Annotated in this window: 15 protein-coding genes and 1 tRNA gene; 5 read left to right on the top strand and 11 right to left on the bottom strand. The window is 67.5% G+C overall.

All coding sequences use genetic code 11. The annotated features are described in order from the left end of the window. Positions 1-10 precede the first annotated feature (10 nt). The 5 genes from cobA to ACWPM1_RS05105 are packed head-to-tail and all read left to right on the top strand — an operon-like array spanning position 11 to position 3,931. On the top strand, positions 11-766 hold the full coding sequence (gene cobA, locus ACWPM1_RS05125; RefSeq protein WP_455693761.1) for a uroporphyrinogen-III C-methyltransferase: 756 nt from the start codon (positions 11-13) through the stop codon (positions 764-766). After that, the gene (locus tag ACWPM1_RS05120) at positions 763-1,062 is read left to right on the top strand and encodes a DUF2849 domain-containing protein (RefSeq protein WP_455693760.1); all 300 of its coding nucleotides are present in this window, start codon (positions 763-765) and stop codon (positions 1,060-1,062) included. Before cobA ends, ACWPM1_RS05120 begins: the two co-directional genes overlap by 4 nt. Further along, positions 1,062-2,696: a nitrite/sulfite reductase gene (locus ACWPM1_RS05115; RefSeq protein WP_455695125.1), complete on the top strand. Its 1,635-nt coding sequence runs from the start codon at positions 1,062-1,064 to the stop codon at positions 2,694-2,696. The genes ACWPM1_RS05120 and ACWPM1_RS05115 overlap by 1 nt, the downstream gene beginning before the upstream one ends. Continuing rightward, positions 2,689-3,138: a DUF934 domain-containing protein gene (locus tag ACWPM1_RS05110; RefSeq protein ID WP_455693759.1), complete on the top strand. Its 450-nt coding sequence runs from the start codon at positions 2,689-2,691 to the stop codon at positions 3,136-3,138. Before ACWPM1_RS05115 ends, ACWPM1_RS05110 begins: the two co-directional genes overlap by 8 nt. Next, positions 3,131-3,931, top strand: coding sequence for a phosphoadenylyl-sulfate reductase (locus ACWPM1_RS05105; RefSeq protein ID WP_455693758.1), 801 nt, complete (start codon positions 3,131-3,133; stop codon positions 3,929-3,931). The genes ACWPM1_RS05110 and ACWPM1_RS05105 overlap by 8 nt, the downstream gene beginning before the upstream one ends. A 52-nt stretch (positions 3,932-3,983) precedes the next feature. Here the strand turns inward: ACWPM1_RS05105 and ACWPM1_RS05100 are convergent, their stop codons facing one another. The 11 genes from ACWPM1_RS05100 to ftsZ all read right to left on the bottom strand — a co-directional run bounded on the left by ACWPM1_RS05100 (position 3,984) and on the right by ftsZ (position 15,020). Next, a complete protein-coding gene (locus tag ACWPM1_RS05100; protein WP_455693757.1) occupies positions 3,984-4,397 on the bottom strand; it encodes a hypothetical protein in 414 nt (137 codons plus the stop codon). An 89-nt stretch (positions 4,398-4,486) separates the two neighbouring features. Then, the gene (locus tag ACWPM1_RS05095; protein ID WP_455693756.1) at positions 4,487-5,404 is read right to left on the bottom strand and encodes an NAD-dependent epimerase/dehydratase family protein; all 918 of its coding nucleotides are present in this window, start codon (positions 5,402-5,404) and stop codon (positions 4,487-4,489) included. Beyond that, the gene (proB, locus tag ACWPM1_RS05090) at positions 5,401-6,534 is read right to left on the bottom strand and encodes a glutamate 5-kinase (RefSeq protein ID WP_455693755.1); all 1,134 of its coding nucleotides are present in this window, start codon (positions 6,532-6,534) and stop codon (positions 5,401-5,403) included. The genes ACWPM1_RS05095 and proB overlap by 4 nt, the downstream gene beginning before the upstream one ends. Before the next feature lie 62 nt (positions 6,535-6,596). Beyond that, positions 6,597-7,655 (bottom strand): GTPase ObgE, encoded by a 1,059-nt coding sequence (obgE, locus tag ACWPM1_RS05085; RefSeq protein ID WP_455693754.1) that lies wholly within the window; start codon positions 7,653-7,655, stop codon positions 6,597-6,599. A 305-nt stretch (positions 7,656-7,960) separates the two neighbouring features. Then, positions 7,961-8,036 (bottom strand) — tRNA-Ala (locus tag ACWPM1_RS05080). A gap of 91 nt (positions 8,037-8,127) precedes the next feature. Beyond that, positions 8,128-8,988: a hypothetical protein gene (locus ACWPM1_RS05075; protein ID WP_455693753.1), complete on the bottom strand. Its 861-nt coding sequence runs from the start codon at positions 8,986-8,988 to the stop codon at positions 8,128-8,130. A gap of 178 nt (positions 8,989-9,166) precedes the next feature. After that, entirely contained in the window at positions 9,167-9,901 is a 735-nt protein-coding gene (locus tag ACWPM1_RS05070) for a Bax inhibitor-1/YccA family protein (protein ID WP_455693752.1), read from the bottom strand. Between the two features lie 95 nt (positions 9,902-9,996). Next, positions 9,997-10,806, bottom strand: coding sequence for a pyrroline-5-carboxylate reductase family protein (locus tag ACWPM1_RS05065; RefSeq protein WP_455693751.1), 810 nt, complete (start codon positions 10,804-10,806; stop codon positions 9,997-9,999). Between the two features lie 31 nt (positions 10,807-10,837). Continuing rightward, positions 10,838-11,350: a YbjN domain-containing protein gene (locus ACWPM1_RS05060; protein WP_455693750.1), complete on the bottom strand. Its 513-nt coding sequence runs from the start codon at positions 11,348-11,350 to the stop codon at positions 10,838-10,840. Between the two features lie 137 nt (positions 11,351-11,487). Then, complete coding sequence (locus ACWPM1_RS05055; RefSeq protein ID WP_455693749.1) at positions 11,488-13,254, bottom strand: tetratricopeptide repeat protein; 1,767 nt, start codon at positions 13,252-13,254, stop codon at positions 11,488-11,490. Between the two features lie 56 nt (positions 13,255-13,310). After that, positions 13,311-15,020, bottom strand: a complete 1,710-nt coding sequence (gene ftsZ / locus ACWPM1_RS05050) for a cell division protein FtsZ (RefSeq protein WP_455693748.1) — start codon at positions 15,018-15,020, stop codon at positions 13,311-13,313. Positions 15,021-15,100 lie beyond the last annotated feature (80 nt).

Genomic DNA, 15,100 nt, shown 5'->3' with positions numbered 1-15,100 from the left:
TCTCCCCGCCATGATTAAACCAGGAACCGTTTATCTGGTCGGCGCGGGCCCGGGCGATCCGGACCTGCTGACCTTGCGCGCCGCGCGGCTGATCGAACGTGCCGGGTTGATCGTGCACGACGGTCTGGTCGAACACGCGATCCTAGCGCTGGCCCATCCCTCTGCCGAGTTGGTCTCCGTGGCCAAGAGCCGTGCGCGGCATACCCTGCCGCAAGACGCGATCAACGCGCTGTTGGTGCGCGAGGCGCTCGCTGGCCGCGATGTCATGCGACTCAAGGGCGGCGATCCGCTTGTCTTCGGTCGTGGCGGCGAGGAGGCCGAGGCGTGCCGCTCCGCCGGCGTGCCGGTCGAGATCGTCCCCGGGGTCAGCGCCGCCAACGGCGCAGCGGCAGCGGCACAGATCGCGCTCACGCACCGCGACGCCTCGAGCGTCGTCAGCTTCGTGGCAGGCCAATGCAAGGGCCTCGCCGAGCAGGATTGGGCGGGCCTCGCCGGCAAGGGTCGGACGCTGGTGATCTACATGGGCGTGAAGACCGCCCCACAAATTGCTGAAAAGCTTATGGCCGATGGCCTCGCGCCCGACATGCCGCTGGCGGTGATCGAGAATGCATGCCGCCCCGAAATGCGCGTAATTCGCGGGCCGCTCGCCGCGCTGCCCGACCTCGTCGTGCGGGCGCGGGTCAAGAGCCCGGCGCTGATCGTCATCGGCGAGGTCACCGCGCGCGAGGACGCCGCGGTCGTCGCGCTGGTGGAGACGCACGCGTGAAAATCCTCACCGGCAACGACCTCAAGAGCGGCGCGGTTACCTGGTGGACCGGCTACGACTGGTCGCTCCATGTCGAGGACGCTGTGGACGCGGGCGACCAGGCTGATGCAATCCTCGCTCGCGAGATCGCCGCCTGCCGCGTGAACGGCGCCTATGCGATCGACGGCGAAAAGACTGCGGATGGCGGCGTGCGCCCCGCGCACATCAAGGACCGCATCCGCGCGCTCGGCCCCACCGTGCGCCCCGACCTGACATTGAAGCCGGCGGATCCCGACGCCCGCGAATGGGTGATCTGATGTACCGCTACGACCAATACGACCAGGCGATGGTCGACACCCGTGTCGAGGAATTCCGCGACCAGGTGCGCCGCCGCATCGAAGGCAAGATGGACGACGACCAGTTCAAGCCGCTCCGGCTGAAGAACGGGCTCTACCTCCAGCTTCACGCCTACATGCTGCGGGTCGCAATTCCCTATGGCACGCTGAGCAGCGCGCAGATGCGCACCCTGGCCGAGATCGCGCGCAAGTACGACCGGGGTTACGGGCATTTCACCACCCGGCAGAATATCCAGTACAACTGGATCAAGCTGGCCGAGGCTCCGGACATCCTCGCCGACCTCGCCAAAGTCGAGATGCACGCCATCCAGACCAGCGGGGAATCGATCCGCAACATCTCCGCCGACCAGTATGCCGGCGCCACCGCGGACGAGGTGATCGACCCGCGTCCCTGGGCCGAAATGCTGCGGCAGATGACCACGTTCATGCCCGAGTTCAGCTACCTCCCCCGCAAGTTCAAGATCGCGGTTATCGCAACGGCGGAGGACCGCGCCGCGCTGCGCTGGCACGATTTCGCGCTGCGAATTGTGCGCAACGCGGCGGGAGAGATCGGTTTCCAGGTATTTGCCGGTGGCGGCATGGGGCGCACCCCGTTCATCGCCTACAATATCCGCGAGTTCCTACCGACTTCGCAGATTTTCAGCTATTTGCAGGCCGTACTGCGCGTGTGGAATCGCCACGCGCGGCGCGACAACATCCACAAGCAGCGGATGAAAATCCTCGTCCACGACTTGGGCCAAGAGGAATTCACGCGCCAGGTCGAGGAGGCGTTTGAGCACTTCCTTTCACTCGGCGAGGACTTCCCGCAGGCCGAGTACGACCGCATCGCCGCGTATTTCACCCCGCCGGCTTTCGAACACGGCCTCAGCGACGAGATCGATCTCTCCGACCCGGTGTTCGCGCAGTGGGTCGAGCGGCAAGTCGCGCCGCACAAGGCGCCCGGCTACGCAATCGCCAACATCAGCCTGAAGCCTGTCGGCGGTATCCCAGGCGACATATCGGCCGAGCAGATGGACCTCGTCGCCGACCTCGCCGAACGCTACAGCTTCGACGAGCTGCGCGCGACGCACGCGCAGAACCTCGTGCTGCCGCATGTTCGCAAGGCTGACCTCTACACGGTGTGGCAGGCGCTGGTCTCCGCCGGGCTCGCCGATGCCAACCTCGACCTCATCAGCGACCTCATCGCCTGTCCCGGTCTCGATTACTGCAGCCTCGCCAACGCCCGCTCGATCCCGGTCGCGCAGAAGATCGCCGAGCGCTTCGCCGAGCCGGCGCGGCAGGCCGACATCGGCGAGCTCAAGATCAAGATTTCGGGCTGCATCAATGCCTGCGGGCACCATCACGCCGGCAATATCGGCATTCTCGGCGTCGACCGGAAGGGCAGCGAGAGCTACCAGCTGCTGCTCGGCGGATCGGGCGACGAGGACACCACCCAGGCCAAGATCGCAGGGCCCGGTTTCGATGAAGACGGTATCGTCGACGCGGTTGAACGCGCGGTGGAACATTATCGCACTGTACGAGCCCCGAACGAGCGCTTCATCGACACCTATCGCCGCGTCGGCATGGATGGCTTCAAGGAGGCGATCTATGGCTGAGCCCGGCAACCAGGCCTTCCCCACCGCCCTGCGCTTCCGCGACGACGCCGCGGCCGACGAGCCATCGGTCTCGCTCGACGCCTTCCTCGAGCAAGAGGAAGCGGATTCCGTGCGGATCGAGGCGGGCGAGGACGTCACCGTTCTTTTTCCGCACCTTGCTCGCGTGCGGCTGATCGAGGTCGACTTCCCCAAGTTCCGCGACGGTCGCGGTTTCTCGACCTCTCGCATGCTGCGGGAAGCCGGTTACACCGGTGAGATCAAGGCCACCGGTGATGTGCTGGTCGATCTCATCTTCTTCATGCGCCGCTGCGGCTTCGACAGCTTCGCGCCGGACAAGCCGTTCGACCCCGCCGACGCAGAGGCCGCCCTGACCCGCTGGGAGCATGTTTACGTGCCCGCCGCCGACGACAGGGTGCCGATCTGGAAGCTGCGGCATGGCTGACCTCGGCATCGCGCGGATTGTTGATAGGATCGACACCGATCCGCGTTTCAGCGCGGCGGATGCGATCCGGCTCAACCAGACTTACCGCGCGGCGGACACCGGGGCGGTACTGGAAGCGGTTCTCAAGGATGGCGTCGCCGGCCGGGTGGCGGTGGTCTCCAGCTTCGGTGCCGAGAGCGCCGTGCTGCTGCATCTCGTGGCGCAAGTCGCGCCAGATACGGCGGTGCTGTTTCTCGACACCGGCAAGCACTTTCCCGAGACCCTGTCCTACCGCGACGCACTGGTCGCGCGGCTCGGCCTCACGAACCTGCAGACCCTGAGGCCGGACGAGGCGGATCTCGCCGCGCGCGACGGCACGGGCTTGCGCTGGTCGTATGACCCGGATGGCTGCTGCGAAATTCGCAAGGTCCGTCCGCTGGCAGCCGCGATGGCCAAATTCGATGCTTCGCTCACCGGCCGCAAGGCGTTCCAGGCGAGCACCCGCGCCAACCTGCCGCGGTTCGAGCTCGACCAGTCGGACACGCGCGGCCGGCTCAAGATCAACCCGCTGATCGATTGGACCGCGGACGATCTCGCGGCTTACCTCGCCGAACACGACCTCCCGCCGCACCCGCTAGTCGAGGCCGGCTATCCTTCGATCGGCTGCTCGCCCTGCACCACCAAGGTCGCGCCCGGCGAGGACCCGCGTTCGGGCCGCTGGAAGGGCTGGGACAAGACCGAATGCGGCATCCACTCGCCGGTCCAGCTCGGCCCCGATGGCGAGCTGCCCCCCGGTTACGAGCCTTTCCTCTAGGCGGTGAAACGCCGCCGGAATCCTCGTCCCGGCGGCGCCTTGAATTCCGGTCTCAGCCTTCGAGGCGAACGACTGTCGCGGTCTGGCCTTCGCTGTTGGTCGAGGTCCACACGCCCTTGTCGTCGACCCCTTCCGTGTTGCACTTTTCCTTGGCGCCTTCCTCGTCCTTGGTCGTGCAATACTCGGTGGGCGACTTCTGAACCCATTTGCCGGTCTCGACGACCTTGCCGTCCTTGTCCGTCTGGACATAGGTGCCGTCCGCCTTGACCTCCTCGGTGAAGACCAAGCCCTCGGCGGTGGTCACCTGGTATTTGCCGGTCGAGGCTTTGCCGTCGGCGGCGACGGTCCCCGCGGCTGCCTCCGGAACCGCGGCGGCTGCTTCGGTTGTCGCTTCGGGAGCCGGCGCGGCTTCCTGCTGGCAGGCCGCCAGTGTCGCCAGCGCGGCGACGAGTACGATGCGCTTCATAGATGTTCCCCTGTTCGAGTTCTCGCAGCGGCCGTTCCCGCCTTTGCGACTCGCGATCCCGAGAGGATGCTAGGCCTGCGCCGAGATAGTCACAACCAGCCACGCTCGCGGTACCAACGGGCGGTGGCCTTGAGCCCGTCGCGCGTATTGATGCGCGGCCGCCAGACTGCTGGTGGGACGTGGAACTCGGGCCGCGCGACCCAGTCCGGGTGCGCCATGTAACCCACGCGGTCGGCGGTCAGCCGCGCCCGGCCCCGGCGAACCAACCGGTCCGCGCGCGAGGCATTCTCCAGCATCCCGCGCGAGAGATGCACAACCCACGGCCTCCGCCCCACTGCCCAGCCGATCAGGCGGCCAAGCTCACGATGAGACCACCCGCCGGCGTGGCCGTCGTCCGGCTCGAACGTTTTGTGCGTTACCATTTCGCCCCCCGGCAGCAAGTCGACGAGCAGTTCGGCGAGGTCTTGCACGTGGATCAGCGAACTGCGCCCGGGCGGCGGGACCGGGACGAGCCCGCGCCGCGCCAGCCTGAACATCTCGAGATAGTCGACGTCCCACGGTCCGTAGACGCCGGGCGGGCGGACGGTAGTCCAGTCGAGCCCGCTTGCCGCAACCAGCCGCTCGGCCCGCTCCTTCGATGCGCCATAGGCGGACAGGCCCGGCTCGCGGGCGGAAAGCGAAGAAACGAACACGAAGCGCGGCGTGCCGGCCTTGGCCGCAGCTTCGACCAGCGCCAACGTACCGGCGACGTTGGCCGTCTCGAACTCCGCCGGATCGCGCGCCGTGGTGAGCCCCGCGATGTGCAGAACTGCCTCGGCCCCATCGACGAGCTTCGCCAGCGCCTGGGAGTTGCCGAGATCCCCTTCGACCCATTGCGCCGCGCCGCGATCCCTGGGCACCGTCCGTGCGAGCGCTCGGACCTGAACGCCGGCACGATCGAGCGCGGCGAGCGTCGATTTGCCGACGAACCCGGTGGCACCGGTCAGCGCGACGAGCGGCGCGCTCATAGCAAGACCATATGGTCGCGGTGGACGACCGCCGCGCGGGGTGCGTATCCGAGCAGTTCGGCCTGCTCGCTTGCTTTGCGTCCAGCGATCGCACGACATTCGGCGGACGTATACTCGACGAGGCCCTGCGCCAGACGATCGCCCTTGGCGCTGTGGATCGTCACCAGATCACCGCGCGCGAACTCGCCATCCACCGCCGTAAGACCCGCCGCCAGAAGGCTCGAGCCCTGCCCGAGAGCAGAAGCACATCCTTGATCTACGGTCAGCACCCCAGCTGGCGCGAGCCGCCCGCCGAGCCAGGCCTTGCGCCCCCCGTCACGTCGTTGCGGCAGGAACAATGTCCCCCGCTGGCCATCTACCGCCGTCGCCAGCGGCCGTTCGCGGGTACCGTTCACGATTGCGAGCGCGATGCCTGCGCGCCCGGCGATCTCGGCTGCCTGCAGCTTGGAGACCATCCCACCTGACCCCAGGCCCGAGCTCGAACCGCCGTCGGCCATGGCGCGTACGTGCTCGTCAACCCCGTGAACCTCGCGCACCAGTTCGGCCGATGGGTCCCTGGGGTCGCGGTCGAACAAGCCGTCGACGTCGCTCAGCAGCACTACCGCGTCGGCCTGCGCCGCTTGGGCGACCCGGGCGGCAAGGCGATCGTTATCGCCGAAGCGGATCTCGGCCGTGGCGACGCTGTCGTTCTCGTTGACCACCGGGACGGCGCCCTGCTCCAGCAGCCGCGCAAGCGTCGACGAAGCATTGAGGTAGCGGCGGCGGTCCTCCAGATCGTCGAGTGTAAGCAGCAGCTGGGCGGCGACGAGACCCTGCGCGCCCAGCAGTTCCGCCCACGCGCCGGCGAGGGCGATCTGCCCGACCGCGGCGGCTGCCTGCGCGTCGGCGAGGCTCGCCCGCCCACCCCCTTGCAGGCCGAGCCGCGATGCGCCCAACGCGATCGCGCCCGAACTTACAACGACGACCTGCTGGCCCCGGCTTCGCGCTTCGGCAATTTCACCGGCCAGCTCCGCCAGCCATTCGCGCCGTAACGCTCCGCCGCGCTCGACCAGCAACGCCGAGCCGACCTTGAGCACCAGCCGCCGGCATGCGGCGGGGTTGGTCAGTTGAACGAGAGTGGCGACGGACATGGCAGGCCGCTTAGCTCAGCCTCGCCGACAGTCCAATCCACTGCGCCCTTTCAGGTGAGGACCTAGATCGGCGACCAGTCGCCGCCTTGCTCGGCGATATCCTCGACTTCGTTGCCCTTGGTCTCGGTCGCGGTGCGATCGGGGAGGTAGGCAAGCGCCGCGTCGAGCATGGCTTCGATCCCTTCGCCCGTCGCCCCGGAAATCGGAAAGACCGCGGCCGCCCCGGCGGCCCTCAATTCCTTGGCGAAGTCTTCCGCCAGCTCGGCGTCGGCGAGGTCGATCTTGTTCAGCGCGATCAGGCGGGGCTTGTTTTCCAAACCTTCGCCGTACGCGGCCAGTTCTTCCTCGACTATGTGAAGCGCTTCGGCCGGGTCGACGCCCGAGATGTCGATCAGATGGATGAGCACTCGGCAGCGCTCGATGTGGCCGAGGAACCGGTCGCCGATCCCGGCGCCCTCCGCCGCGCCCGCGATGAGCCCGGGAATGTCGGCGAGCACGAACTCACGGTTGCGATGGCGCACCACCCCAAGCTTCGGCACGAGGGTGGTGAATGCATAGGCGCCCACCTTCGCCTGTGCGTTCGAAACCTGGTTGATAAAGGTGCTCTTGCCGGCGTTAGGCAGGCCGACGAGGCCCACGTCGGCCAGCAGCTTAAGCCGCAGCCAAACCCACATCTCCTGCGCGGGAATGCCTTCCTGGTGCTGGCGAGGCGCGCGATTGGTGCTGGTCTTGTAGCTCGCGTTGCCCCGGCCGCCCATCCCGCCTTCAAGCAGGACGACGCGCTGGCCAACCTCCGTGAAATCGGCGAGAACCTCTTCCTTGTCCTCGGAAAGTATCTGAGTGCCGACCGGCACCTCGATCACGAGATCGGGGGCAGAGGCCCCGGTGCGGTCCTTGCCCATCCCGTGGCCGCCGCGCGACGCCTTGAAATGCTGCGTGTAACGAAAGTCGATCAGGGTGTTAAGGCCCGGTACGGCGACGAACACGATGTCGCCGCCCTTGCCGCCGTTGCCGCCGTCGGGGCCACCGTATTCGACATACTTCTCGCGCCGAAATGACACCGCGCCCGGGCCGCCCGCGCCGGATTTCACGTAGATTTTGGCCTGGTCGAGAAAATGCATTCTTTGTTAGCCTCAAGCGCCAGCGGCCGCGTCCGCGACCTTGGCTATCCTCCGCGGCTGTCCCTCGCCCGAAGAAGTTCGGGTCCGGGCCGTTGCGGGCGGCCGGTCGGCCTTGCGGATCGCTGGTCGCGAACCGATAATTTCATAACGCTGGGCTTAGGCGAATACTGGACTTGCGACCAGCAAGTCCGCAAGCGCACGCGCCCCGGCCGGTTAGGCCGGAAGCCAAGCCGGGCGGGTACCCGGCGCCCGGCGTCCGAGGGCGGAACAAGAACCTGCCAGTTTCCTGATTTTCGATCAGGAAATGGTGGAGCCGAGGGGGATCGAACCCCTGACCTCGTCATTGCGAACGACGCGCTCTCCCATCTGAGCTACGGCCCCGTTCCAGTTCCCTCCACGCCGGTTACCCCGCGCGGAGCGCGGCGCTTAGCGGGCCGCGCCCGCCAAGAAAAGGGCTTTGTACGCAGCCGCCCTAGGGCTTGGGAGAAGCTTGTGGGACCGGCTGGATGACAGGCACCGACTGCTCCTGCGTCACCGGGACGACCGGGATCGATGCGCCGGTTTCCGTATCGGTCACGGTCCCAGCTTGCACCACGGGCTGCGAAGTAGTCGCCGAGGCATCGCTGATCCCCACTTGCGGGATGCCGGTCATTCGCGCCGCCTGGACCGCGACGTAGCCCGGCTGCGAGGCCCCGTAGCGGGCGCCATACTGCGCATCCCATGCAGCCGAGTCGCGCTCGTACTGCTCATAGGCGGTAAAGAAGTTCTCGAACGGCAGCTCGAACTGGACGAAATTCGCTGCCGCGAGCGCGGCAGCATCTGCTTTGGGCATCGCTGCCTGGGCCGCGGCCACGCGATGCGCCGCCTGGCAGAACTCGACACGCGCAGGCGGCATCGCGAAGTAATTGTAGACGATCGTCATCAGCTTCTCGCGCGCGGCGATCGCTTCGCGAGACGTGCGGTACTCTTTTGCATAGCTCTTATCGAGCCGCTGGTTGACGGCCCGCAAGGTCTTCGCGTTGTCCGTCAGAAACGATCGGTAGCCTTCGAGGATCGGCTCGTCGCCGGGTCCCGTGCAATTGAGCGCCGCGACGTTCCAGGCCGAGCGGAAATACCACAACCGCTGATCGTCGGTGAGGTTCTTGAGAACCGTCAGGCGCTGCCCATCCGGGCCTCGGCCGGGGATGCTCATGATGTAGGCCGCGCTCGAAGGCGGCAGCGGCCGGTACGGAATGACCTCGACCGGCGGCGGCGGCGGGGGAGGAGGCGGCGGCGGAGGGGGTGGGGTCGCGCACGCGCCCAGCATCGCCAACCCGGTGGCCAGCGAGATCATTCGAATTCGAACAGGTGACGTGGAATGCATGCGGCGCGGCCCTCCTAGCCCGCATAGAACTTGCCAGCGCGCGCCTTTCGCGCGGCTGAAGACGGCTCCCTATCGCCGCGTCCTGACAAAGAAAATGCCCGGGGCGCGCTGGGCACCCCGGGCACGATGAAACGAGTCTTGGCTGCGACTATTCGCGGCTGCCCATGAAGCTGAGCAGGAACTGGAACATGTTGATGAAGTCCAGATACAGCGTAAGCGCACCGAGCACGATCGCCTTGCCGGCGAACTCAGTGCCGCGAAGCACCGCGTATTCGTTCTTGAGCCGCTGCGTATCGTAGGCGGTGAGGCCAGCGAAGATCAGCACGCCGATGAAGCTGATGGCGTACATGAAGGCCGGGCTCTGGATGAACATGTTCGCGATCATCGCCACGATCAGCCCGACGACGCCCATGATGAGGAAAGTCCCCATCCCGGTCAGGTTCTTCTGGGTGGTATAGCCGAACAGGCTGAGACCAGCGAACGCGGCAGCGGTCGCGAAGAACGTGACCGCGATCGACCCGCCGGTAAAGCGCAGGAAAATCGTCGACAGCGACAGGCCCATCAGCGTGGCGAACGCCCAGAATAACATCTGCAACGTCGTCTTGCTGAACCGGTTCGCACCGAAGCTCATCGCGAACACGATCGCGAGGGGCGATAGCGCCACCAGCCACATGATCGGACCGGAGGCGAAGGTAATCGCCAGGCCCGAATTGTACGTCAGCAGCGCAACGATGCCGGTCAGCAGCACGCCGCTGGTCATGTAGTTGTAGATCGCGAGCATATGCTTGCGCAGGCCCGCATCGAATACGACCTGCCCGCCCGCGCGCGGCACCGAGCCGAGGCCGGCCGTCGTCGTAGTGCGGGGATCGTTATAATCAGCCATTACAATCTCCATTCCGGCGCCGAGCGACGACAAGCCGGTGCCCGCAATATCGGGGGTTAGCGCCGCAGATTCAAGGAAAACCGGACGGGCGCGGATTAACCGTTTTCGGTGGCTTCCGCAGCCATCTCGCGGCCCCGATCGCGTGCGGCCGTTAGGGTTTTAGTGAGCAGGCGCGTGAGCGCTTCGTCCGCATCGAGCACGTCGAGACCCTTCTGCGTCATGCCGCCGGGGCTGGCGACCCGCCGCGCCAGCTTAACCGGCGGATAAGGCGACGACGACGCCAGCGCCCCTGCCCCTTCCACCATCTTTACCGCCAGCCGCTCGGCCTGCGCGCGGTCAAGGCCCAGCTCGGCGGCGCCTGCCGCGAGCGCATCGATGAAACGGTATACGAACGCCGGGCCGCAGCCCGTGAGCGCGGCCACGAGGTCGAACCGGCTCTCGTCGGTGAGCCATTCGGCGCTGCCCAGCCGTTCGGCGAGGTCGGTCACCGCCGCACGGCTCTCGTCCCCCAGATCGCGCGCGACCAGTGCGTTGGGCGACTTGCGCAACGCCGCGGCGAGGTTGGGCATGAGCCTGACGATCGCCCCCGCTCGCGGGAAATGCCGCGCGAGGACTTGCAGCTCGACCCCGGCCAGCACCGAGATCACCACCGTCCCCGGCCCGGCGAGCGGTTCCAGCGGCGGCGCGGCCTCAGGGAACATCTGCGGCTTGAAGCCGAGGACTATCGCGTCGAAGTCCCCCGGCGAAACAGCGGTGACGAAGCGCACCCCCGCCGGGGTAGCCTTCTCGCGCGGCCCGTAAGTGGTGAACATAGCCGGCGACAGGCCGGAGGCGAGCCAGCCTTCGACCATGGCCCCGGTCATCGCGCCGTAACCGGCAATCAGGATCGAGTGAAACCCGCTCATGCCCCAGCTTACGGCGCGCGGCTGCGGCGCGCTAGGCCTCGCCGGCGGCGTCGACCATCGCGCTCGAGAGCGCGTCCTGCGGGGTCTTGTCTCCCCACAACACAAACTGAAACGCCGGGTAGAAGCGGTCACATTCGTCGACCGCGGTTTCGATCAGCCCTTGCGCCTGGGTAAGGCTCAGCAAACCCTCGTCGCCCAGCAACAGGCCGTGCCGATAGACCAGCATGCCACCTTGCGACCACACGTCGAAGTGGCCGAGCCACAGCTGCTCGTTGACGAGCGCCAGCAATTCGTACGCCGCGGCCCGCTTGGCCTCAGCGACCCGGATGTCGGGCAGGCACAGCAGCTGGAGCACGTTGTCGTCCGCCCGCCAGATCGCGCGAACCTGGTAGCTCGTCCAACTGCCTTGAATTTCGCCGGAAATCTCGTCGGCGGAGACCACCTCGTGCGCCCAGCCGCGCGCCTCGAACAGCGCCGCGAGCATGTCGACCGGCGCCGCGTCGTCACCCGCGACCTCGTAGTCGTCGTGCTCGGTTGTCATCATAGCGGTCCCGTCCTTGTCGTTACGAGCGCTGGATGCCGACCGCTCACCCGGCCCGCAATCGGGCCAAGGTTAACGGCTGGGGACAACGCGATAACCCTGTTCAAAGCCTGTGCAAAAGCGCTGGATACGCGCCGCGCCTATTTCAGCGGGGCCACGTCCTCGCCCTCGGCGCTGGTGAAGGCGAACGCGTCGATGCCGGCCTTCTTGAGATCTGCCACCAGCTTGTGCGCCGTTTTGGCCGAATCGATCGGGCCGGTGAGCAGGCGGCGGGATTCGCCCCACTTGGCGGTGTAGGCGCTTCGCTTACCCAGCAGTTCGGGCGCCTTCTTGCCGAACTTTCGCCAGTCGAATGCCAGCGCGCCGACATCTTTGCCGGTCGCGACCTGGACCCAGACGCGGCTCGGCGCCTTGGGCTTGGGGGGAGGCGGCGGAGGCGGCGGGGGCGGCGGCGGTTTGGCCACCTCGCGCTTGGGCTTGATCGCCGTGATATCGACCGCGCCGGCGGCGGGCTGCACAGCAATCGCACTGGCGAAATCGGCGAACGCGTCCGCCAGGTTGGCGGGCTCGGGCACGATCGGCGCGCTGGCTGCGGTGGGCACCGGGACCGGCACGATGGTAACCGGCGGGGTTCCGGGCTGCTGGATCGCGGGCGCGAGGTCGAGCGCCGAACCCGTAACTGGGTTTTCCAACGGCAAAGTCGCGACCACTTCCGGCTGGCTCACTTGCGCCGACGGCAACTCGATCACCGGCGCGGCCGGAGGCGGAGGCGGCGGTGGTGGCGGTGGAGGAGGCGGCGGTGGCGGCGGTGGTGGCGGTGGAGGAGGCGGCGGAGGCGGCGGAGGCGGCGGAGGTGCGGCAACGACACGCGCGGGCTGCTGGACCGCGGGCTCGGCGCGCGCCAGCGTCACCGGAGTCTTGGCTACGGCGGGCGCAGGCGTCGGCGTCGTGCGGCGCGACTGGGTCCGGTCCGCCAGCGACTGGCCGCGTTCCGGGCGCGAACCGACCCTCTTGCGAGGGCCGAGCGGCTCACCGGCAGGCGCCAGGCGGCTGTCGGTCGAGGCCGTAGTCCGCGGAGCAGCGCTCGCCGGGCCCGCATATTGTGCGAAGCGCGGATCGTCGCGGCCGATCTGCGCGGCGCGGGGAAAGTTGCCGAGGTTCGCGGCCGCCGCCTGCTGCGCGCGGGTGAGCTTGGGCATGTACGAAAGGTAGGGCGTCATGCGGCCGGCCATGTCGCGCGGCATCACCGCTTCGACGATGGCGACCGCTTCCTTCTCCTGCCCCAGGATCGCCAGGCCGAAGGCCCGTGCGCGATAGGCGGCAAGATCGCGCCGCTGCAGCAGCGGCAAGAGGGTCGCCTCGAACCCCTTGGTATCGCCCTCGATGGCCTGGCTGATGCCCAACCGCCGGATCACCTCCTCGTCGCGCGTTTGCGACAGCGCCAGGCGGTACTGGATCTGGGCCGAGTTGTTGTCGCCCACGAGGTCGAACGCGAGCCCGCGGTCCGCCGCGATGTTGGCCGGCTGGATGCCCGCCGCTTCGGCTTGCTCGAACAGTTGCAGCGCCTCGATCGGCCGGCCCGACTTGAGGTTGGCCGACGCGAGACCGGACTTCACCCGCGGATCGCCAACGCGAAGGGTCTCGGCGCGGCGGAAGAAGCCCATCGAGGCATCGACGTCGTTGAGGGCGAGCGAAGCACGCCCCGCCTGGACCAGCGCGTCGAAATCGCTCGGGTTGCGGGCCAGCCGCTGGAGCGCCGCGCTGAGTTCCGCGCTCGCCGGCGGCGGCACCGGCTGCACGACGGCGTAGCTCTGCGCCGCGAGCGGGCTCGCGACTAGCGCGACCGGCAGGGTGGCCAGAAGCTCGGCCGCGGCGCGGCTCCGGCGGGATGACAGGCTGTGAACCATTGCTCGCCCCTTACCCGCCCGCGGCTGAACCGCCGCGAAACGGGTTCAGCGGCGGTTTACTGGTTATTCTGCCGGCCGAGGAAACGGGGAATGCTGAGCGAAGCGGAACCGCCATCGTCATCCTCATCGTCCTCGTCGTCGGAGGACTTGGTGCCGCCGCGCGACAGGTTTGCCATGCGCTCGAACAGCGTGCTCCCGGCACTCGGAGTGGCGGCACTGCCCTCGCCGCTGACGAGCCCGCGGCGACGGCCGCCGCCGAGCTGGGCCCGCACCGGTTCGTCCTGCTCGGCGAGCCGGTCGGCATCGAGAAGCAGTTCGTCCTGGCCACCGGCGGGCGTCGTGCCGCCGGTGAGATCGAGCGGAGCGTCTTCGTCCTGCCCGCTGGCGCCCGCGCCCCATTCGTCGTCGCCCGGGGCAGCTCTGTCGCCGATGCCCGGGTCGGCCGGCTCTTCACGCCGCAGGCCGGCAAGCGGATCGACGATCTCGTCGACGTCGTCGTCGTAATCCTCGCTGGACTCTTCCTCGTCCTTGTCGCCGAAGTTAGACGAAAGCCCGCCGAGATCGAGCGGTGCGCGCACCGGAGTTTCCGCGGGTTCGCCGTAGGCCTCGATTTCATCCTCCTCGTCGAAGGCGGAAGCTGCGATCGGCTCGGGTTCGGGTTCGGGTTCGGGTGCCACCAGCGGAGCCGGCGAATAGCTGTCCTCGACCTCGTCGGCCGCGGGAAGCTCGAGCACGGGGCGCTTGGGCCCGCGGCCGGCGCCGAGCGAGAACGAGCGCGGCTGCGCGGCCATCGGCTCCCCGGTGCCGTCGATGCCGGTGGCGACCACCGAGACGCGGATCTTGCCCTGGAGGTCGGGATTGAAGGCCGAGCCCCAGATGATGTTGGCGTCTTCGTCGACCAGTTCGCGGATGTGGTTCGCGGCTTCGTCGACTTCGAGCAGCTTCATGTCCTCGCCGCCGATGATCGAGATGATCACCCCCTTGGCGCCGGCCATGCTGACCCCGTCGAGCAGCGGGTTGGCGATGGCCCGCTCGGCGGCTTCGAGCGCGCGGTTCTCGCCCTCGCCCTCGCCGGTGCCCATCATCGCCTTGCCCATCTCCTGCATCACCGAGCGAACGTCGGCGAAGTCGAGGTTGATGAGGCCGGGCATGACCATCAGGTCGGTAATCGAGCGGACGCCCTGCTGGAGGACTTCATCCGCCAGCATGAACGCTTCCTTGAACGTCGTTTCCGCCTTGGCGACCAGGAACAGGTTCTGGTTGGGGATGACGATCAGCGTATCGACGTGCTTCTGCAGCTCTTCGATGCCCGCTTCGGCCGCACGCATGCGGCGGGTGCCTTCGAACAGGAAGGGTTTGGTGACCACGCCGACGGTCAGCACGCCCTTGCGGCGCGCGGCCTCGGCGATCACCGGAGCCGCCCCGGTTCCGGTACCGCCGCCCATGCCCGCCGCGATGAAGCACATGTTCACCCCGTCAAGCGCGTCTTCCAGCTCGCCCACGGTCTCTTCGGCGGCGGCCTTGCCCACTTCGGGCCGTGCGCCGGCGCCGAGACCGCCGGTGATGTCCGGGCCCAGCTGGATACGCTTTTCGGCCGAGGCGTTGCTCAGCGCCTGCGCGTCAGTGTTGGCGACGATGAAGTCGACGCCTTCGATCTGCGCATTGATCATGTTGGCAATCGCGTTGCCGCCGGCGCCGCCGACACCGATCACCATGATCTTCGGGCGAAGTTCGTCGGTGGCTGGCGGACCGATGTTGATGCTCATTGGATGCCCCTCCGGGGAAGAAATTGCTTGCTGACAGTCTTACACGAACCGATTCGTCTCGGGATAGGACCAATTTCCTT

The sequence above is a fragment of the Tsuneonella sp. HG249 genome, from assembly GCF_053819205.1.
This window is presented reverse-complemented; position numbering and strand designations above follow the sequence as displayed.

What these genes read in the sequence shown, in the direction of transcription:
- ACWPM1_RS05055 (WP_455693749.1), bottom strand. Translation starts at nt 13,254, where the DNA reads ATGGTTCACAGCCTGTCATCCCGCCGGAGCCGCGCCGCGGCCGAGCTT.
- ACWPM1_RS05115 (WP_455695125.1), top strand. Translation starts at nt 1,062, where the DNA reads ATGTACCGCTACGACCAATACGACCAGGCGATGGTCGACACCCGTGTC.
- ACWPM1_RS05105 (WP_455693758.1), top strand. Translation starts at nt 3,131, where the DNA reads ATGGCTGACCTCGGCATCGCGCGGATTGTTGATAGGATCGACACCGAT.
- ACWPM1_RS05095 (WP_455693756.1), bottom strand. Translation starts at nt 5,404, where the DNA reads ATGAGCGCGCCGCTCGTCGCGCTGACCGGTGCCACCGGGTTCGTCGGC.
- ACWPM1_RS05110 (WP_455693759.1), top strand. Translation starts at nt 2,689, where the DNA reads ATGGCTGAGCCCGGCAACCAGGCCTTCCCCACCGCCCTGCGCTTCCGC.
- obgE (WP_455693754.1), bottom strand. Translation starts at nt 7,655, where the DNA reads ATGCATTTTCTCGACCAGGCCAAAATCTACGTGAAATCCGGCGCGGGC.
- ACWPM1_RS05075 (WP_455693753.1), bottom strand. Translation starts at nt 8,988, where the DNA reads ATGATCTCGCTGGCCACCGGGTTGGCGATGCTGGGCGCGTGCGCGACC.
- ACWPM1_RS05100 (WP_455693757.1), bottom strand. Translation starts at nt 4,397, where the DNA reads ATGAAGCGCATCGTACTCGTCGCCGCGCTGGCGACACTGGCGGCCTGC.
- ACWPM1_RS05065 (WP_455693751.1), bottom strand. Translation starts at nt 10,806, where the DNA reads ATGAGCGGGTTTCACTCGATCCTGATTGCCGGTTACGGCGCGATGACC.
- proB (WP_455693755.1), bottom strand. Translation starts at nt 6,534, where the DNA reads ATGTCCGTCGCCACTCTCGTTCAACTGACCAACCCCGCCGCATGCCGG.
- cobA (WP_455693761.1), top strand. Translation starts at nt 11, where the DNA reads ATGATTAAACCAGGAACCGTTTATCTGGTCGGCGCGGGCCCGGGCGAT.
- ACWPM1_RS05060 (WP_455693750.1), bottom strand. Translation starts at nt 11,350, where the DNA reads ATGATGACAACCGAGCACGACGACTACGAGGTCGCGGGTGACGACGCG.
- ACWPM1_RS05070 (WP_455693752.1), bottom strand. Translation starts at nt 9,901, where the DNA reads ATGGCTGATTATAACGATCCCCGCACTACGACGACGGCCGGCCTCGGC.
- ftsZ (WP_455693748.1), bottom strand. Translation starts at nt 15,020, where the DNA reads ATGAGCATCAACATCGGTCCGCCAGCCACCGACGAACTTCGCCCGAAG.